At 47.1% G+C, this 20,796-nt stretch carries 14 protein-coding genes; 2 read left to right on the forward strand and 12 right to left on the reverse strand.

From position 1 onward, the window contains the following. Positions 1 to 36 precede the first annotated feature (36 nt). From BLV62_RS22335 to BLV62_RS22350, 4 genes are read right to left on the reverse strand one after another with little or no spacing between them, the layout of a single operon-like run. Entirely contained in the window at positions 37 to 714 is a 678-nt protein-coding gene (locus BLV62_RS22335; RefSeq protein ID WP_089764462.1) for an ATP-binding cassette domain-containing protein, read from the reverse strand. Continuing rightward, a complete protein-coding gene (locus BLV62_RS22340; protein WP_089764464.1) occupies positions 699 to 1,016 on the reverse strand; it encodes a hypothetical protein in 318 nt (105 codons plus the stop codon). Before BLV62_RS22340 ends, BLV62_RS22335 begins: the two co-directional genes overlap by 16 nt. Positions 1,017 to 1,045: 29 nt before the next feature. Continuing rightward, a complete protein-coding gene (locus BLV62_RS22345) occupies positions 1,046 to 1,552 on the reverse strand; it encodes a hypothetical protein (protein ID WP_089764466.1) in 507 nt (168 codons plus the stop codon). Between the two features lie 38 nt (positions 1,553 to 1,590). After that, on the reverse strand, positions 1,591 to 2,022 hold the full coding sequence (locus BLV62_RS22350; protein ID WP_168927757.1) for a 2'-5' RNA ligase family protein: 432 nt from the start codon (positions 2,020 to 2,022) through the stop codon (positions 1,591 to 1,593). A gap of 127 nt (positions 2,023 to 2,149) precedes the next feature. Here BLV62_RS22350 and BLV62_RS22355 point away from each other — a divergent pair, with 127 nt between their 5' ends. Both BLV62_RS22355 and BLV62_RS22360 read left to right on the forward strand, forming a co-directional pair. After that, a complete protein-coding gene (locus tag BLV62_RS22355) occupies positions 2,150 to 3,715 on the forward strand; it encodes an Eco57I restriction-modification methylase domain-containing protein (RefSeq protein ID WP_089764470.1) in 1,566 nt (521 codons plus the stop codon). 143 nt (positions 3,716 to 3,858) lie between these two features. Next, entirely contained in the window at positions 3,859 to 6,285 is a 2,427-nt protein-coding gene (locus BLV62_RS22360) for a TonB-dependent receptor (RefSeq protein WP_089764472.1), read from the forward strand. Between the two features lie 198 nt (positions 6,286 to 6,483). Here BLV62_RS22360 and BLV62_RS22365 read toward each other — a convergent pair whose 3' ends face one another. The 8 genes from BLV62_RS22365 to BLV62_RS22395 form a co-directional block, all read right to left on the reverse strand. Beyond that, positions 6,484 to 8,736, reverse strand: a complete 2,253-nt coding sequence (locus BLV62_RS22365; protein WP_089764473.1) for a GH92 family glycosyl hydrolase — start codon at positions 8,734 to 8,736, stop codon at positions 6,484 to 6,486. Between the two features lie 121 nt (positions 8,737 to 8,857). Beyond that, on the reverse strand, positions 8,858 to 10,417 hold the full coding sequence (locus BLV62_RS22370) for a RagB/SusD family nutrient uptake outer membrane protein (protein ID WP_168927758.1): 1,560 nt from the start codon (positions 10,415 to 10,417) through the stop codon (positions 8,858 to 8,860). Positions 10,418 to 10,456: 39 nt separating this feature from the next. Continuing rightward, entirely contained in the window at positions 10,457 to 13,453 is a 2,997-nt protein-coding gene (locus BLV62_RS22375) for a SusC/RagA family TonB-linked outer membrane protein (protein WP_089764476.1), read from the reverse strand. Positions 13,454 to 13,673: 220 nt separating this feature from the next. Then, positions 13,674 to 15,521 carry a carbamoyltransferase family protein gene (locus BLV62_RS22380; RefSeq protein ID WP_089764478.1) on the reverse strand — a complete coding sequence of 616 codons (1,848 nt, stop codon included), beginning with the start codon at positions 15,519 to 15,521 and terminating at the stop codon, positions 13,674 to 13,676. Positions 15,522 to 15,528: 7 nt separating this feature from the next. After that, entirely contained in the window at positions 15,529 to 15,678 is a 150-nt protein-coding gene (locus BLV62_RS28395; protein ID WP_168927759.1) for a DUF5989 family protein, read from the reverse strand. A gap of 20 nt (positions 15,679 to 15,698) precedes the next feature. Then, the gene (locus BLV62_RS22385; protein ID WP_139170349.1) at positions 15,699 to 16,073 is read right to left on the reverse strand and encodes an SxtJ family membrane protein; all 375 of its coding nucleotides are present in this window, start codon (positions 16,071 to 16,073) and stop codon (positions 15,699 to 15,701) included. 9 nt (positions 16,074 to 16,082) lie between these two features. Then, entirely contained in the window at positions 16,083 to 18,137 is a 2,055-nt protein-coding gene (locus BLV62_RS22390; RefSeq protein ID WP_139170350.1) for a tetratricopeptide repeat protein, read from the reverse strand. Positions 18,138 to 18,221: 84 nt separating this feature from the next. Next, a complete protein-coding gene (locus BLV62_RS22395) occupies positions 18,222 to 20,708 on the reverse strand; it encodes a hypothetical protein (RefSeq protein WP_089764483.1) in 2,487 nt (828 codons plus the stop codon). Between the last annotated feature and the right edge of the window lie 88 nt (positions 20,709 to 20,796).

The following is a 20,796-nucleotide window of genomic DNA, read 5'->3' on the forward strand; positions in this document are numbered from 1 at the left end:
CACGGAATAAAATAAGCACATATTGAACAACTCGTGTTATTGATCAAATGCGCCGGGTGGCAGGTAATTGAAGCGGATCAGGTCTTCCTGCGGGTCCTTCACCTGGTGAATGGCTCCCTCATGCAAGACCATGAAGCGCGTACAACAGTTCAGCACATGCCTGTAATTGTGATCCGTCAGGATAATACCCTTGTTTTTATAGCGCCTTAGTATGCCGATCACTTCTTCTGCGATAAGCGGATCTAAACCGCTGAACGGTTCATCCATCAATATAAACTTAGCATTGGTATGCAACAACAGCATCAGTCCTGCGTATTTCGACTGGCCAACAGACATACTCCCGATCCTGAGATTTAACAATTCTTTGATCCGCGGATAAGAGAGCAACTTATCTACCTGGTCTTTTTCCAGCTTAAAGAGCTTTACCAGGTCGCTTATGGTTAACCCGTTAGGAATGAAATTTCCCTGCGGTAAAAACGCTAGCAGGTGTTTTTCCCTGAAAGGCGAATTATAAAGCCTTCCGTCGACCCTTACCTGCGCCTGCTCTGCATCCCTGACGCCGTAAATAATTTCCAGCATGGTCGATTTCCCGCAGCCATTCCGGCCCAGGAGGCCCACCACTTCTCCTGTTCTGCAGGTAACGTAACAGTCTGTCAATACCTGCCTGACGCCATATTGCTTCATGATACCTTCGGCCACTAATTCATGCCCCATTGCCAAAACATTTGAATAATGAACAATAATACAGCCAGCAGCAGGTTTAGCAGTGTCGTATATACGAATAGCCGCAGTTTCGACAGGTGGTTGTTATAGTAGAAAAAATAGTGTTTGCCAGACCTGAGATTATAAAGGAAGACAGACAACCAAAGTCCTCCCGTCGCAAAGCAGAGGGCAAAGCTCGTAACAATTGCCGGCCAAGCCTTTCCCATAGCGGCTCCCATGAGCAGGGTATATGCTGCCGATATCGGGATGTTAAGACTGTTGATCGCCTTATAGTAGATCAGGAAAACTCTCATATTATTGGCCTGTAGCCTCAATATAAGAACTATTTATAATTCTCACGGAAAGTCTGTAGCCCTTGTTCCAGTTTTGTTTTTACCTTCTCGCTCTGTGGACCGTCGCCCGGCCGGGCTATGTGAAACATCATAGTAGTATAGGTATTTTTCAGTTCCCTGCTTCCAACTTCACCTTCTGCAATAGTCACCACTTCTGCGCCACATTCAAAACCTACATAATAATCGTTGAACACGGTTTTAATTGCATCTACCGGCACGCTGACACGGGTAAGCGAATAACTTTCCCCGACCGGGTAACGGAAGGTAACTGAAAGTATTCCTTTTTCATCTATGCGGAACGGTGATTCTATTGTTCCGTTGGCATCTGTTTCGTGAGATAATTGCGGAGGATAGGCGGTAGCGGCTTCCGTCAGTACGCGGGTGAACTGGATGGCTGCTTTAGCCCTGAGTCCCGGGTTGGAAGATTGCTGTGCGCCGGCGACCTGGGCGCCGGCCAGGCACAGGAAGGCGCTGGCGAATAGGTATAGCTTTTTCATAGGTACATTTTCGGATGCCCAAATATATGAAATTTACACTATACGTCAAACAGCAACGGCAGCGCTTCTCCTTTGTTATTATTCAGTGAAATGCCTGTTGCCGTTGCTTCAAAAGGAGCAAAACCGTTGCACAGTTCTTCATAAACCCGTTTAGCCTTATACGGTGTAACCTGGTTGCAGATAGTAATATGCGGATGAAAAGTTTGCTGGTCCCTAAAACTGAGCGCCGCCCCGCATTGGGCCGCCAGGCAGTCATGCAACCGGAACAACTCCTCTCCCGCTGCTTCATATGCGACCCCGTTTTTAAACAAAACAAGACCTGTGATCTGTATTTTGAAAGAAGGAATATGTGTGCAGGCATTGAGCTGCTCTGCAGTAATAGCAGTATGGTAAATGAGTGTAAGATGAGCCGGCATACGGTTGGCATGACCGGGATAATATCGCTTCCTTTGCGCCTCGAAAAAAGCCATAGACGCAGGCGTTAAAATAAGAGTGACCTGGTATCCATTCATGACGGGCTTAAAGATAGAATTTTCCCCGGGAATGATTTTTTTTCTAAATTCAGATAAATTCATGTCCTTCGCTGCCTAATCACATATGTCTTTACAGCACTGCCATATCGTTCCGGAACCTGCTTTTTCTTTGGAGAAGAAAAAACAGCTGGGGCAGTTCAGGACTTCCGACAACCTGGCCCGGTGGATGACCGACCTTGTTGCCCGGCTCGTACAACCCCATCAATCGGTGCTGGATCCCTGCATTGGACCTAATACATTTTTTAAAGCGCTGTCGCGCTACCCTGTTGCTCTAAAGCTGACAGGTATAGAGATAGATCCCGGAATGATAGACAGTGAAACCATTGCATTTTTCAGGCATGGCAACAGGCAGTTGCTGATAGAAAATTTTTTGGATTACCCGCTTTCTGAAACCTTTGATCATATCATTGTTAATCCTCCGTATGTAAGACAGGAGCTGATTGTGCAGGGAATTAATGCAAAAGAAAAAGCAATCGGGATGATCGGAGAAGAACTGGCTGCGCTGATCCCTCCCAAAGCCAATCTCTATGTGTATTTCCTTATCAAGGCATTGTTGCATTTAAAAGATAAAGGCCATTTGGTAGCGGTAATTTATGATAGCTGGTTATACAATGCATTTGGGAAAGGGTTGAAAGAGATATTTATGAAGCTGGGAAACGTTGGCAGCATCTATCATTTCAAAAATGCCGTATTTGATAAAGTGGATGTAGGCGCTACTGTCATCCATTTTCAAAAAAATGTGCAGGCTGATGATATTGCTTATTACCGGTTTGAAACGGCAGAGGAAATAAACCAGTGGCAGGCTACGGAGCCGGTTGTTATCAAAACGGCGGATTTCTATGAATATAACTTCAACAGCGCACCGCAACTGGATTTTGACAATGATTTTTTTATTCCGTTGAAGAACATTTCCGGTACGATCAAAAGAGGAACTGCAGCGGTGATCAACGATTATTTCCTGCAGCCCAAAAAAATGTTCAAAGAATCGCTACCTATAATCAAAGACACAACCCGGATCAGGACCTTCAGCGTGAACCGGCCAACAGCTTACCTGCTCAACGCAGGTAAAAAAACATCTGCCGCCGCCAAGAAATACCTTTTACAGATCCGTGAACAGATCCTGGCAACTGATGGCGCCTACAGTGCGGTAAAAGAAAAGATACAAACGAACGGGCATTGGCATAAAGTGTACATCAAGAAACCAGGTAATTTTATCTTCAACTATTACCTGAGAAATAACATCGATTTTATTCTTAATGAGCAATTATTCCTTGCCTCTGATAATTTCTATGCCTTCAATATCACAACGCAGGTAGACGCCTACCTGGCTGTGCTGAATTCCAGTTTTACCAGGCTAAGTATTTTAAGCAGGTCGCGCAGCCAGGGAAACGGGTTAAGAAAAATTCAACTATACGAATTCAAGGAAACACGGGTGGTAAACCTTTCACATTTATCGCCGGGGGAACTGGAGCGTTTATCTCAACTCGGCAAACAGCTAAAGAAAACCGACAGGTACAGCGAAGATAAACATGCCCCTACCAGGTTGATAGATGAATTGCTCCTGGAATGCTATAACCGTCATACAAACAGCGACATCTCGCTCAATGATCTGAAAATCAGTTCTTATTAATTAAATTACACATATCTGTTTTGATCAAAAACGGAAAAAATTTTCCCTATTGCGTAAATACTTTTCCTGATCGGAGATAAAATGCCTCCCGGTCCTGGCGAACTTTGCCCCGGTTTTATTAAAGTAAAAAAGCATAAGTATCAATGGGAAAGTTTTTTACATCAGTCCTTTTATTCTTCACCTTTACAACTGCAGCCTGGGCTCAGAGCAATAACGGAACGATCAGGGGAAAGGTAACGACCAGCGACGGCGCAGCCGCAGGTTTCGTGACTGTCCAGATCAAACAGAACAGCCGCGGTACGGTAAGTGACGAAAAAGGAAATTTCATTTTCAGACGTGTAACACCAGGAGAACATACTATAGAAGTATCATTTGTTGGTTACGAGCCTTTATCGCAGGTTGTAACGGTTAGGCCAAATGAAACTACGGAAGTAACCCTTCATTTACAGGTTTCCAATACCCAGTTATCTGAAGTACAGGTGATCGGAGGCCGGAATAAACTGGCGAACAAGGAAAGTGAGCAGGTAGCAAAACTGCCGCTGAAATACCTGGAAAATCCGCAGGTTTACAATGTGATCAACAAAGATGTGCTGAAGCAGCAAGTGGTAAGCAACTTCGATGACGCCTTGAAAAACGCTCCCGGCGTAAATAAATTATGGTCATCTACCGGCCGCCCCGGCGATGGAGCAGGGTATTTCTCCATGAGAGGTTTCTCCGTTCAGCCAACCATGGTAAATGGCGTTGCCGGTGTTTCCAATGCCAGTATTGATCCTGCCGACCTGGAAAGGATCGAAGTGATCAAAGGCCCGTCAGGCACTTTATTTGGCAGCAGCCTGGTTTCGTTCGGCGGACTTATCAACCTGGTAACTAAAAAACCTTACGATGCATTTGGCGGAGAGATCAGCTATACAGGCGGAGGTTTTGGTTTAAACAGGATCACAGCCGATTTCAACACGCCGCTGAACAAAGATAAAACCGTGTTACTGCGTACCAACGCAGCTTATCATTCAGAGAACAGCTTCCAGGACGCAGGTTTTAAAAGATCTTTCTTCCTGGCGCCAAGCCTTACCTATAAAGTGAATGACAGGTTAACTTTCAATGTGAACACTGAATTCTTTACAGGCGAAAGCACCAATACCCTGATGATATTCCTGAACCGTGGCCGCCAGCTGATCGCAAAAAATCCTTCAGAACTGGGCATGGATTACAACAGGTCTTTCACCAGCAATGATATTACTTATAAAAACCCGACCGTAAACCTATTTGGCCAGGCAGTATATAAACTTTCTGACAAATGGACCAGCCAGACAAACATTTCAAGAAGCATCCGTAAAAGCAACGGCTATTTCTCTTACGTGATGTTCCTGGATGCCGGGGTAGCGCCAAACGACACTTTATTAAGCCGTTTCGTTTATCATCAGAACTCCACTACTACCGCTACAGATGTTCAGCAAAATTTCATCGGCGATTTCAGGATCGGTTCCTTACGCAACCGCGTTGTAATGGGTCTTGACTTCCTGAGCCTCGACACCCGTAACGATAACTCTCCTTACCTGCTATTCGATAATGTAAGCGCCGTAAACAAACTGGATCCGAGATATGGAATGCTGAACAGGCAAGCCGTAGACGCCAAACTGGCGGCATCCACAGACCCCGGTACACATAACCGCGCCATCAACTATACTTACAGCGCCTATATCTCCGATGTACTGAACATCACCGATAAATTGGCTGCTATGGCCAGCTTAAGGGTCGACCACTTTGTAAACAGGCCAACCCAGGATTACACAACCAGCACCAAAGGAACAGATGATTACAGCCAGACAGCGGTATCTCCTAAATTTGGTCTGACCTATGAGATCGTGAAGAACAAGTTGAGTCTCTTCGCCAACTATATGAATGGTTTCAGTAACGTGGCGCCGGTAGTACAACCATTACCGGAACTGAGCGGTAATTTCAAACCACAACAGGCCAACCAGGTAGAAGGTGGTGTCAAAGCCGACCTGCTGAACAATCGCCTTACCCTGACTGCCAGCTACTATAACATCCTGGTTAAGAACATGACCAGGGGAGCCAGCATCGTAAAAGATGGCACCACTTATAACTACACCATCCAGGATGGCTCTCAAAGAAGCAAGGGCGTGGAATTTGACCTGATCGCCAATCCCATTGCCGGCTTAAGCGTTGTGGCAGGCTACGGTTATAACGATAGTAAAATGGTAGATGCAGATCCGGATGTAGAAGGTCTTCGCCCGGTGAGCGCAGGTCCTCAGCACCTGGCTAACTGGTGGTTAAGCTATACCCTGCCTAAAGGCGCAGTACATGGTTTGGGTATCGGTTTCGGCGGCAACTACGCCAGCGAGAATATTATCACGAACACTACTACAACAGGGAAATTCACGCTGCCATCTTACACTATCTTAAACGCGTCCGTTTACTACCAGGTTAAATCCTACAGGCTAGCATTAAAACTGGATAACCTCACCAACAAGGAATACTTCGGCGGCTGGAGCACCGTAGAAAAACAGATGCCGAGAAGATTATCGGCCAACGTCACCTTTGCGTTTTAGCACGCGAGTGTTTCTCGCAAAGGAGCATAAGGAGCAAAGAAGCATAAGAGTTTTTGACCGAAGCGAAAAATAGGAAAGCAAAGGAAGCGATGATTGTGATACGACACAATTATCGCTTCCTTTGCTTTCTTATTTTTCTTAAAACAATTTCTTATGCTTCTTTGCTCCTTATGCTCCTTTGCGAGAAACACTCGCGTGCTAAAACACCCCCCAGGACTTGTTAGGCTTAGGCCCCATGAAGAGTTCGAGTGTACCGCCTTCTACGAGTTGCTGGTGTGTGAAAGTGGGTTTATTCAGCGGTTTGCCATTGAATTTGGCCTGCTGGATATATTTATTCACTTTGGAACTGTTATGGGCGATCACCGTGAATTGCTTTTTGTTAGGCAAAGCAATGCTCACTTTCTCAAATACGGGGCTGCCGATTGTATACTCAGGGAGGCCCGGAGTTACAGGATAGAAGCCCATAGAAGAGAACACTACGAAGGCAGACATACCGCCGCCATCTTCATCGCCGGGGATGCCAAAGATGTTGTCTTTAAACCAGGTATCCAGCAGGAAACGGATGCGCTGCTGGGTTTTCCATGGAGCGCCGGCATAGTTGTAGAGATATGGAATATGGAAGCTTGGTTCATTACCCATAGAATACTGTCCAACGAGGCCGGTAGCGTCAGGGAATTTGCTCCAGAAAGCGTAGCGCGACATATCCAGCGGTTCGCGGAACAGCTGATCCAGCCTTTTTTCAAACGCCTGTTTGCCGCCCATTAAGTTTATCAGGCCGGGAATGTCCTGCTGTACCTGCCAGAGGTAGGTCCAGCCGTTGTTTTCATCATAGAACTCGCGGCCGCCCAATCCTCCGTCGTATTTTACGTTGATGTTGATCCAATCGCCCTTTGCATCTTTAGGCAGGAAGAATTGTTTATCCGGGTTCCAGAGGTTCTTATAGTTTTTAGCTCTTGGTGCGAACAGGTTCTGATCGTTCTTTTTATTCAGGTCGCCTGCCAGTTCGGCCAGGGCCCAGTCGTCGTATGCCGCGCCTAAAGTAACTGCTACTGCCTGTCTTTTCTCAAAAGAGTGTACAGCAGGTTCAGTTTCTTTTTCGCCTGGCCTGAGCGCCGGGAAGTAGCCTTTGGAATAATAGATGTCTTCCAGGGAAGTTTTAGGACCATTGCGCCAAGGCAGCATCGTAGCTTCTGTAGCGTTTTTGCGCATACCTTCGTAGGCTTTTTCAACGTCGAAGTTGCGCAGGCCTTTCCTGTAACCATCGAGCATGACAACGCTGGAGTGGAAACCATTCATGCAGGCATGATCGCCGAAGAGTACCGGGAAGGTTGGCATCCAGCCGCTTTGCTCATACATTCTTACGAATGATTGCAGTATGTCTTCTTCCTTTGCAGGATCGAGGATCGTGCGCAGCGGATGCAAAGCCAGGTAAGTATCCCAGGTCCAGTCATCTACATAGAAAGTACGTTTATCCTGGTGGATCTTTTTATCGTACCCGCTGTAGTACTGCCCGTCTTCTGTAATGTTAACAGGCCTTTCGTAGCAACGGTACAAAGCGGTGTAGAAAGAACGCAATTGTGCAGGAGTACCGCCTTTCACCCGGATCTGCGACATCACGTCAGACCAGGCTTTTTTTCCATTTTCAGCAACCGCATCAAAGGATTGCCGGCTGATCTCCTGTTCATAGTTCTTCTTTGCCTGTTCAGGACTGATATAACTGATAGCGTATTTGAACGTTACTTCTTTCGTTGCAGCAGGGAAAGAGATATAAGCCCTGATGCCTTTCCCGGAAATGCTTTTATTGTTGGTCAATGCGCCATTTTCCAGGGTGCCCGGCGTACCTGCTTCACTGAAAACACCGTACATGTAAACCTTTACGTCGCCGTTGTAGGTTTCCAGGGCGCTGATCGCGTTGCCGGGAAGGAACTGGTAGTTAGCATCGCCATCGTTGTATACGCCTAGCAATAACGATTTAGCTTTTTCAGCCGGAAATTTAAAGCGGTAGTAACCGGTTCTTTGCCCGGCTGTGAATTCGATATTCACTTCCTCATCCAGCAACCAGGTAGAATAATACCAGGGCCGGTTGATCTCCAGGTCGTGATCGTAAGCCATCCTGTTGTTCCAGGCTTCTTCATTAACGGAACCGATTGCCGGTTTGATAGAGAAAACCTGCCCCAGGCGGTGAGAAACGACGTTTAACGGGAAATCAGATATCTGATCGTCCATATAGTCTTTCCGCTGAGGGGTAAACCTGATCATCTGGTTTGGCAGTTGTACAGTAGGCCGGGTGGGTTCTAACAATTGTCCCACGTTCCCGATGGTAGGATCAATAAAATCGATGTTCTGCCTGTTAGCTGGGAGCGTATCTTTTACGGTAGCTTTACCTCCCGCAAAACAAGCAAAAGGCGCCAGCAACAAAAGGTTGCAGAGCTTCCATGTTGTTTTTTTCATTCACTAAAATTTGTGCGAAGGGAAATTTACAATACCTGCGCGGGCTCTAATTAACAAAATAGTTTAATCATGCACAAGGCATGACTAAACTATTTTGTTTTATGGTCAAATCAGGAGGTTGCTAGTAACCTGGGTTTTGCTTCCACTGCGGGTTTTGGATCATATCTTTAAACGGAATAGGCGCGTAATAGCGGGTAGCCGGATTGCTGGCATAGTTTGCATTCAGCTTATTCTGCTCTGCGGTGGTGCTGCGTTCTGCGATCACTTTAGGCAACAATTGCAAACGAACAATATCAAACCAGCGTTGACCAAACTCCCCGGCGAATTCGTATTTACGTTCAGCTACTACAGAATCGCGGAAGGCGGTTGCAGACAAGCCGGGCGTTAAGTCTTTCAGGCCTGCGCGCTGCCTTACCAAATTCACCGCTTTGTAAGCATCGCCAGACGGGTTGCCGGTAGCCATAGCTGAGGCCTCAGCGTAAGTCAGCAGCGTTTCAGCATACCGGATGATGTCTGTAGTTTTATTGGTACTAGGCTGGATGGTCAGGATCTCCGTAGCTGTTTCCGTAACGCCATCATTCAACCCTGCACGGAACTTCTTATAATAAGGGTGTTGTACGCGGGTAGCGGAACTGTTCCATGGAACCAGGTCAAATTTTTTGGTAGCGCTGTTATAAAGTTTGAAGGTGGTATAGAACGTTTCATCTGTACGTTTACATTTCGGCGCGTCCAGGTAGAAATTCACTTCAGGATAGAAATCATCCCATCCGCCGGAGTTGTCTAAACCCGATTCTTCCAACGGAACGGAAGTAGAACCGAAAGAACGGTTAGGCGCGTTGCCTCCTTTGTTGAAAACGATACCAAATATTGCCTCGGAATTGAAGTTGGTTTTAAACACATCGCCATACTCCGGAACGAGGGAATATTTATTGGATTTGATAACAGCATCCGCTTCCGCAGCAGCCAGCGCATAGTTAGCTGTCTGGTTTAAAGGCCAGCCAGCCATTGTCAGGTATACGTTGGCCAGCAAAGCCCTTGCAGCCAAAGCGCCTGCGCGGCCAATGTTTACGCCATCCCATTTATCAGGCAGCATGCCCGCTGCTGTTTTCAGGTCGCTTACAATCTGCTCATATACTTTTTCAGGCGCCACCTGGGCAGGTTTATCGTCGCTGGCTACAGGGGCAGTGATCAGCGGAATGTTGCCAAAGGTCCTTACCAGCATGAAGTAGCACAAAGCGCGCATATAGTAGGCCTGCCCTGCCGCCTGGGTAACCGCTAATTTATCAGCGTCCGTTACCACCGGAACTTTCTGGAAGTTGGCCAGTACGTTGTTTGCCTGGTATATCGCATACCACGGGCCAGACCACTGGGCTTTCAGGCTTTCGTTGATCGGTGTGCCTTCCAGCTTATCAAACTCGCGGAAATCTCCTTTGTTCAGACCAGGATCTGTAGTCAGGTCATCCGCCCCGAAATAGGAAGTACTTTTATTAGTGAATGCCCAGGCCCCATCCACGCTCAGTTTCTGGTAGATGGAAGATACGGCGGCATCCAGGTCGTTCTGCGAAGAAAAATAGCTGCCGGCTGTCAGATCTCCTTTCGGATCTTCCGTCAACTTAACGCAGGATGCAGTTCCCATCACTGCTGCTATAGCCAACGGTATTAAATAATATTTTGCTTTCATTGTAATATTTTTTTTGAAAAACCTTCTATTCATTTTCTATTATAATCCCAGTCTTAAACCTATTGTATAGGTTTTAGGGTTAGGAATCACACCAGTTTCCAGGCCCTGAGTAATAGCGTTGGTGCTGTTGGTAACTTCCGGATCATAACCAGGATAGTTGGTGATTGTCCAGATGTTCTGCGCACTTACGAAGATGTCGAGGCTGCGGAATTTCACTCTGCTTAACAGGCTTTCAGGGAAAGTGTAAGTCAGTCCGATGTTTTTCAATTTGATGAAGCTGGCGTCGTATACCCAACGGCTGGTGTTCAGATCATTTTTCGATGTATAGGTAGGTACATCTGTTTCCTTTTCAGGGCTCCACATGTTGTCTACCAGGTGAGAAGTAGCATCGCGGGCATCTCCCAGGTTACCTATAGTATAAGGGAAGGTAGCCGACATGATCTGGTTGCCGTGAGAGCCCTGGAACAATACGTTCAGGCTCCAGTTGCCATAAGTAAAATCAGAACCGAAACCGAACGTATACTTAGGTATGCCGCAACCGATGATCTTGCGGTCGTCGTCGTTGATCTGTCCGTCGTTGTTTACATCCAGGTATTTGGCATCTCCGGGCACTTTGCCATATTTTGCTGCTTCTGCTTTTTCTGCGGTTTTCCATGTACCCAGGAATTCCCAGCCGTAGAAGCTGCCCAGCGATTCGCCTACCTGCAGGATTGAAGCGTTATGTTGTGCAGAACCGATGTTATTTACCGCCTGTTTATCTAAACCACCCAGGTCAACCACTTTATTATCGTTGAAGGAGATGTTGAAGTTCGCGTTCCATTTGAATTTGCCCGCAATAACAGGAGTACCGCCAACATTGAATTCAAGCCCCCTGTTGCGCAGGGTACCGATGTTAGCTTTGTAGTTTCCGCCTCCTTTGTATTCATCTACCGGGTAGTCGTACAGGAGGTCCGTGATCTTCCTGTCATATGCATCAAATACAAAAGTTAAACGGCCTTTGAAGAACTCTGCATCCAAACCTGCGTCGTAAGTGGTGTTCCTCTCCCATTTCAGGCCCCTGGCAACGGGAGTTCCCAATGGAGTGGATACGCTTGGCGTAGATCCGTCGAAGTAATAAGCCGGGCCGCCTGATGTTACTCTTGCAATGGTTGAGTAAGCAGGAACTGCCTGGTTGCCTGTCTGACCGTAGCTCAGGCGGAGTTTCAGACCGGTCAGCACATTGGATGTTGGCATGAAACCTTCTTTATCTATCGCCCAACCCAATGCTACGGCAGGGAAAGTAGAGTATTTCTCGGTCAGGTGAGAAGAACCGTCTGTACGTACGGAAGCTGTTAACAGGTATTTATCTTTATAGGAATAATTCACCCTGCCCATGTAAGAGATCAGCGCATCCGCCCAGTAACCGCTGGTAGTTAACTGCGTTCTTCCCAAACCGAGGTTATAGTAACCGTTACCATAAGATGAAAGGTTGTTGGCCTGTGCTTTAAAGTTGTTGTTTACACGGGAAGCCTGTTCAAACAAAGCAGTAACTGTTAAACTATGATCGCCAAAGCGGTTGTTATAGGTCAGGAAGTTACTGTTCTGCCAACTGCGGTACCTGCTGTTTTCCTGGGAAGCGCGGTCCTGCCCTACATCGCCTTCGTTGGTTAATTTAGGCAACAGGGTCTGGGTCAGCTGGTTCTGCAGTTCGTAGCTGTTGTTAGATGTGAAGGTCAGATTTTTCAGGATCTGGTAAGTCAGGATACCCGTTGCCGTTACGTTGGTAGTAGTTCCGTCTTCCTGGCGGTTCAATGCGTTGGCCACCGGGTTAAACTGGTTGGAACCTCTTGGGTATCGCTTAACGAAATTGCCATTCTCATCTCTTACTGTTGCAGTAGGCGCCCATTGGTAAGCCTGCGCAAACGGATCTGTGATATCGCCCGCATAGTTAACGTTGCGGCTTTGCGGTAATACCGCTGTAATATTGACTTTCAGGTTCAGTTTTTTATTCAGCTGCGCGTCAACATTCGCTCTTAATGTATTTCTTTTATACCATTGATTGATGACAAGACCCGGCTGGTCGATATTATTGTAAGACAGGTAGTATTTGATATTCTCACTGCCGCCGGAAACGCTCACCTGGTAGTTTTGTATCAATGGTTGCTGGGTAACCTCATCCTGCCAGTCAGTTCCTTTAGGATTCTTTGCCAGCGCATCCAGGTCTGCCTGTGAATAAGGTTTGGTTGTGTTGTTTTGTTCCGCCTGTTTGTTAGCTTGTGTGGCAAATTCGAATGCATTTAACAGGTCCAGTTTTTTCGGTAAAGATGCTTTGCTGAACCAGGCGCTTGCATCAACTTTCATTTTACCTGATTTACCGGATTTAGTGGTGATCAGTACCACGCCGTTAGAACCTCTCGAACCGTAGATGGCAGTTGCAGAGGCATCTTTCAGGATTTCCATTGATTCGATATCTGCCATGCTGACAGATTCGATGTTGCCGCCGATATAGCCATCAATTACATACAACGGATCATTTCCGCCGCTGATAGAACTGGTACCGCGAACACGGATACTCAGTCCTTTTCCTGGCTGACCGCTGTTGCTTTGTGCGGTGACACCGGCAGTGGTACCCTGCAAAGCCTGCTCGATCCTGGTCAGTGGCCTTTTGGCTATATCCACTGCTTTCAGTGAGCTGGTTGCCCCGGTTACGTCTCTTTTTTTCTGCACGCCATAACCTACAACTACTACGTCTTGCAGGGATTTGGCGTCCAGTTGCATCTGAACGGCTATAGGTCCGTTACCTGAAACCGGGATCTCCTGCGCATTATATCCGATATAGGAAATAATAAGCACGGGAGCTGTCTGATCTCCTGTTGAGATCTGGAATTCACCTTTTCCGTCTGTGGAGGTTGAAATTGTGGTACCCTTTACTCTTACAGTTGCACCCGGAAGGGGTTGTCCTGTTTCGTCGGACACTTTACCCTTCGTCAACTGCTTTTGGGCATAGGCCTGGAAGAGGCCTGATGCTAGAAGCATCAGCAATAGTAATCTTTTCATAACGCGAGCGATATTTCGATTGATAAGAACAAATAATGCTGCAAGTAAGCCGGAGGCACCTAACGGATGGCCTAATAATGAACTAACAATAGCATTAATGTTAACTTTTTTTAAAAATTTTGAGGGTTTGGATGCAAAGCGCTATAGAAAAAACGCCACATCGCTTTTTTTTCAGAACGGCCGCCGCACTGCGTTGCCGGTTATGCATTGCTGCATATTATCAATCAGCAGAAAACGTACTGAATACACTTGCAGGCAAGACAGGTTGCTGCGTCTTATCAAAAAGATAATTGCCGATCACCAGGTGATCGATGCCTGTTTTCATAAAAGCCAGGAAGGCTTCTTCGGGCGTGTTTACAATTGGTTCTCCTCTTACATTAAAGGAAGTGTTCACCAGCATAGGACAACCGGTCAGTTGTTTAAAGCAACTAATAAGCTGGTGAAATTTAGGATGCTGACTTGCGGATACTACCTGTACCCTGGCCGAATGATCAACATGCGTAATAGCCGGAAACATTGAACGCTGCTGGTACAAACGTTCATATAATGTGCCTTCTTTCTTTACCGGCGAAAGTTTCCATTCGTCTTTTAATGATCCTACGAATAACATATAGGGAGAAGCGATCTTCATATCGAAGTAAGCCGGCAGGTCTTCTTCGGGAATAGCCGGGGCAAAAGGCCGGAACCCTTCCCTGAACTTCACGCGGAGGTTGAGCTGCTGCTGCATTTCCCTGTTCCTGGGATCTGCCAGTATGCTTCGGTTGCCTAAAGCCCGTGGACCAAATTCCATGCGGTCCTGGAACCAGCCAACCACTTTTCCTTCCGCCAGGCGAGCGCTTACCAATGCGGTCAGCTCATTAAAATCAGTATGATAACCTGCTACCGCGTTGTATTTCCTTATCACCCTGTCTACCTCCTTATTGGAATAGGACGGTCCAAGAAATGCGCCCTGCATGCCATCGGGAGCTGTTTCCACGCTTCTTTCCTGTTGTAATGCGATATGATGAACGGCCAACGCAGCGCCTAACGCACCGCCTGCATCTCCTGCTGCGGGTTGCACCCAGATGCTTTCAACAATACCTGCTTCGGCGATCCTGCTGTTGGCAACACAGTTCAATGCAACCCCTCCGGCGAGCACTAATTTTTTACTACCAACCAGTCTGGTAGCGGTTTTCGCCAACTTCACCACTATTGCTTCCGTAACCTGCTGGATAGCCAAAGCCAGGTTCATATGCACTTCAGTTATCTCCGATTCGGGCAAACGCCGGGGGATGCCGAATAACTTTTCCCACTTCGTTGCCACGATCATGGTCATTCCTGTAGCAAAATCAAAATACTCCATGTTCAACAGGATAGATCCATCCTCGCGGATATCGACCAGGTGACCGGTAATGATCTCCCTGAACCGGCAGGTTTGCGGGTGAGCCGCATCTCCGTACGGCGCCAGTCCCATCATTTTATATTCGCCACTGTTCACCTTAAACCCGAGAAAATAAGTGAATGCAGCGTATAGCAGGCCGGGAGAATGAGGGAAGCGCAGTTCTTTCAGCAAAGTGATGTCTTTCCCTTTGCCGTGAGCAATAGTAGTGGTAGCCCACTCTCCTACTCCATCTACCGTCAGTATAGCGGCTTCGGTGTAGGGAGAAGGATAAAATGCGCTGGCAGCATGCGACAGGTGATGTTCAGGAAAGAAAAGCGGTTTGCCATATGCGCCCAGCTTCTTCAACTCTTTATTCAGCAAACGTTTCATGAATATCTTCTCCCGCAGCCAGACAGGAATAGCCTTCATAAAACTGCGCCAGCCTCTTGGCGCAAAAGCATGATAGGTTTCCAGCAACCGCTCGAACTTCAGCAAAGGTTTGTCGTAAAACGCAACGGCCGTCAGCTCTTCAGCAGTAATACCCGCTTCCTGCAAGACGTATTGAATCGCATTTACGGGAAATGATTCGTCGTGCTTTTTCCGGGTAAAACGTTCTTCCTGTGCTGCTGCTATGATCTTCCCATCTGCTATGATCGCTGCGGCACTGTCGTGGTAAAATGCTGATATGCCTAAAATTATCTCCTGCAAAATATTTTCAGAATATTGAATAGATAAACGGCGCTAAGGCTGAAACGCTGGTCAGCGCTACCAAAGCGGCCATCAATAACAGGATAATGATCAGTGGCAGCAACCAGAATTTTTTTCTTGTACGCAAAAAGTAAAACAACTCCTGTAAGAATTCCATAACGCAATAAAATATCGGGTCTAAAAAGTATGCTTTAAATCTTCGGGTTGGTATCGTTTGTAAACATCCACCATTACTGATTCCCGGCCTTTTTTAAATTGGCGCAATAATAAACTATCACGGCCGCGCCATCTTCTCCATAGTCCTATGGGCAGAACAATCAGGAAAAATACAATAGAGAGCAGAATATGCACATTAACGACTCCCAGGATCTCTGAAATTCGGGACCATAGTTTTGCCAGCGGAGAAAGAAGTCGCGGCGCCAGGATGGTAACCAGCAAACAGCCTGCTGCCAGGCAGACCAGATGCCAGTTGTGATAGTAAATACCGGCCAGGGTCGCCGCCAAAGCAGCAACCTGGCCGAATTCCATTGCTTGTATCTTTTTTACGGGCATGGGCATCCCTTATGTCTTTTTAAGTTGATTGCTCAATGTTAATGCCTCGATATTCCGAGGTTCGACCTGCAATATCTTTTCTACATAATGTTGTGCTCCGACAGTATTGCCCATTTTATAGTATGCATCCGCAATTTTATTCAGCAAATGCAAATTGCCAGGTTCTTTTTGCATGGCCTGTTTCAGGGCCATTACCTCCAGGAGGTAATTCCTGACAGGCTGCAGGTTCATCTGCCGCTGGTTGTTGGCGATGGCATAATCGAGGTACGGCAAAGCATCTTCCGGCCGGTCCAGCTGCAAGGCCAGCACGAAGATCATTCTTGCCTTTTCGAAATCCGGCGCCAGCAGGAAGGAGCGTTTAAAACACACCAACGCTTCCGGGATGTTATTGGCCTGCCCGAATAAATTCCCTGCTTCGTCGAGATAGGAAGGTTCCGTCTGGTTTTCGAGGGCCAGGGCTTCCATGATCTTCCCTGCCGCTTCCCAATCCTGCGCCCTGGTGTAGGCGGTATATAACTCTTTCATTGCTTCGGCCCAGGAAGTATGGCGAAAGGCAACGGCATAAGCCAGCTGTTCTTCCCTGGAACTGATGATAGTTGTATCGCTTTTATTTCCCTGGTTAAAAGGCCAGGCCCTTTTGAGGTTGGCGATCTTATACGCGCCAGCCAGCGAATCTACCCCGGTAAGCGGCATCCCTGCCGTCATGCTGTTGTAGCTCATCGCTTCCTCTGTTGCCGGCGGCAGGATTCCCTCCTGTTTCAGCGCCTGGTAAAATGCGTCCGACATCAGCGAGTATCCTTTCAGGTTAGGATGCACATGTTCCAGCACCAGCGAATTTCCTATGATATGTGCCAGGCTGTGTACTTCAAACACCGACTTGATATCTACCAGGTGCGAATTCTTATAACGGGTACACAATTGTGCAATCACATCGTTAATCCTGGAAGGCGCTCTAAACCTCAGCACATCAAAATCTCTTGCATTGTCGAAATACGATTTCCCTGCAACGCTATCTCTTGCCTGCAAACTCAGTAAACCCAGGTAATAGTTGCAACCTGCATGCTCCCCGAAAATTCCGTTAGCTGCCAGGAAATGCTGTTGGGCCGCTGTACTGTCGCCTTTCCACAACGCTGCCTGTCCCTCCTGGTACTGCTTTTCAAAGCCGGGATATTTTACCGGATCTACCGGCACGCTGATAAAAGGGAACAGGTCATATTCGCTCGATACCAGGTTGCCTATGAATACCGGGACGCCCGCTTTATCAAGTAAAGACAAGGCCTTGCTCATATTATCGTTGAACTGCCGGATACCGCGTTTATAGATTTCTGAGTTGATGGGGATCTGCTGGTTGGCCACCATCAGCTCCATCCTGGTTTTACCATCGCCGGCGGCAGGCGTACCCGGTACGCCGATTTTCCGGATAAGGTTGCCCATTAGTTGGGTTAATCTCAGTTCTCTTAATTTCAGGACCAGGTCTATTACCCATGGGCTGCCGGCGATCTTGTCGGTACTCCCGGCGCCCAGGCAGCCATAATATTCATTATGACCTGTATAGATCAGCACCGCATCTGGCTGATAGGGTAAAATATCTTTAGCGAAACCCGCTATGGTATAGGAATTAACGCCCGTTAATGAAATATTAATGATCTCAAATCGCCTGTTGGGATAATTATGCCATAACCGGTACTGCAACCAGCGGTGAAATGATCCGTTATGAAAATATGGGTAACCGATCGTGGTCGATTCTCCCAATACAAAGATCCGGATGGCGCCGGAATCTTTTACTTTCTTGAAAAGTTCCCTGTTACCGGTTGTTGCAATTTGTTCGTTGGAGAAATATTTCAGGGAGGCGGAAGGATTCAGCACGTAGTAAGTGTCTTCTTTCCCCGGGGCGGGAATAAACAAACTAAGGTTATGACCATAATGAAAGACCCTCAACAAACCTTCTGCAGCGCCAAGAATTAAAAAAGGAAAAAGAATACTGATGATCTTGATCACCAGTATTCTTTTTTTTCGTAATAAAACGGCCTGAGTGCCATAGTCGTGGAATCGAGTCTTATTCATTTCAATGCAATTTAGACCCGCCACCTTAATAATGGCACTAATTATACACTAACCAGGCTTTGTTTTTTGATTATTTTCTAAAAATTATTCCATAGAATACTCATTAAAGGTATGGGGGAAGTCTTCTCCATACATATGCTGGTATTCTTTTGCAAATTTATTGAAGGCAGCTTTGGCCAGCGAATGCCTGCCAAGGGCTACTAAACTGCTGCATTTCATACGCAGGGCTTCTTCGTTAACAGGATCAAAGAGGAATATACTGTCGGCGATCTCGATCAGCAATTCGGGATCGGCTTTGAATTGTGCTGCCGCTGCGGTCAGGATGTCGAGCGCGTTGTTGGAGATCTCCGATTGGATGTCTTCCAGCCAGGTATAATTTGCGTCTGGCAGGAATGAGCCCCGGTGCAGGATCTTTAGTAACTGCCTGATCCCCTGCTGGGTCAGGGGCCTTGGCCCCTGGCTGATCTGCTGGAATTCTGCCAAATCCATCCTGATCTCAGCCGGATCATATTGTAAACTCCACCTGTCGGCCTCCTTCACGAATGCGCAGACGCCCAGTTTATCCAGTATGGCTTTTAGTTTAACCATATTCACGGACCTGTTATTCTGCGCCTCCTTGTTCGACTTGTCACGCCACAGGGTAGAGTACAGCCGGTCGGAGGAGATCCCTTTTCCTGACCTGATAGTATGAATAGAGATCAGGAGAAATAATTCTTTCAGCAACGGAGTAAAGAACCTGGTGATGTCCTGTCCTTCTTTATCTACCACTTCGAAAGGACCGAAGAAGAAGATCTGTCCCCGTTTCTCCTCTTCCGCTTCCTGCGGAGGCGTAGGCGACACCGGTTCGGGCGCCACGGGAGGTTTTGTTACCACTTGTTCCGGTTGGGGCGCTGTTGCTATAGGTGCAATAACTGCCGGTGCAACAGCGGTTGCCGCTGCCTGTTTTTTCCTGTTCCCGGAAAAACGTTTGCGGAGGAGGAATAACACTATTGCAACAGCTAATAGTATCAGCAACCCGTTCACCCAGGAGAAGAAGCTTTTGCTCTTTACGGCCTTTTCCTGGTTAATGGCATTGGGTGGGAATTCCAGGCTGTATGCCTTTACCTGGGTGATATTGTCTTTAGAGGTATAGAGCGTTACGGCCACCAGTTTACCGCTTTCTTTACAATAATAAAGATCAGCGAACGACTTGATATCATGGAAGGAATAAGGAATACTGTTAGCCAGCAAACGGTATTTAGGTTCCCTGAAATCGCCTTCGATAAGTTGTAAGGTAGTATTGAATTTATCGTTCGGGAAGATCAGCGCATAATAATGCCGGGTTGCAGGGTCGATGACCATGCTGTTGGCAAAGCAGAATTGTTCCTGCGGTTCGGGGAACTGGTATATCCTGCTGAAAGAATGGTCTTTCACGGAAAATGCTACCAGGTCGTAGTAATGCCGGGGATTCACCACCTGGTTGCCGCTGTTGGAACCATATCCTCCCAGTATATACGCTGTATCGCCATTTTCATCAGACCCGACTGCCGCCATATAACGGGGCGTGAGCCGTTCGCCCGCGGCAGGCACCGAATCCCATTGCCTGGTGGCAAAGCTGTAGCGCTGCACAGTATTCTTGTACTGCATCTGCCCATAGCCGCATAATATATATAAAGAGGAATCAGCTTTTGATACAAACTTATTTGCCTGCCAGTAAACTGTGAGCAGATCCTGCGGGTAGCTTACGTCCCAACGTCTTGTAGCGGTATCGTAGCTTCCGATCTTTCGCTGGTCTATATAAAAATTATACAGGCGATCGTTGAACGGGTTGAAGACCGACTGGCTTCCCGGCATGAGGCTGTCGAGCCGCTGAGCCAGCCTGATGGCTTTCTGTTGTTCTGTTTTGAATGATATATTATATAAGGTGTCGGCAGACACGATATAGAGCACCTCATTATTTTTATCGAAAGCCACGCTGGGGTTACCCGGTATTTCCCAGGTCTGAACCAGTTTCCAGTTCTGGTGCCTGGGGCCTACCCAGTTAGCATTCTTCACAGTTGCCACCTTTCCCTCTACCAGGTCTGTAGCCGTGTTTCCCGAATTTTCAGAAAGCGGCCAATTGTACCGGAGCTTCTCTCCTTCCCTGATCTCGATGTTGCGGATATTCATAGGCGGGATGTCCACTGTCTGGAATCCTTCGAAGCTATTGGTACCGAAAAAATAGCGGGCGCAAAAGGGGTTGCCCAGTTTGGCCGGCCCCTGGGTGATAAGTTTATTGTCTACAAAGATGGCGGCTGTCTGCTTTTCAATATCGAATTGTATGGAAAAGTGTACATACTTGGTATGCAATGCAACCGAATCTACCAGGAATACTTTTGAGAAACTTTCGCCCATTACGAAATTGAAGTTCCTTTCCCGTTGGTTGTATACTACATCTATATTCTGGTTATTGGCATCAATGACCCTGAGGATGTAGCCGAAATAAGTTTCTTTATATGGAATGAAGTTAAGATCGAAAGAGATTTCAGTATTTTTCTTGAAACAAAGCGGACCGGATGAAGTGAGATTAAGCGTAGTTCTTTTTTCCTGCACGACCTCATGACTGGAAAAGCGTAAACCGTATGTTTGCGCGAGGCCAGTCGTGGTAACCAGAAAAGCATGTATAATTAGTAAAAGGATA

The sequence above is a fragment of the Chitinophaga terrae (ex Kim and Jung 2007) genome, from assembly GCF_900107795.1.
Lineage (GTDB): Bacteria > Bacteroidota > Bacteroidia > Chitinophagales > Chitinophagaceae > Chitinophaga > Chitinophaga terrae.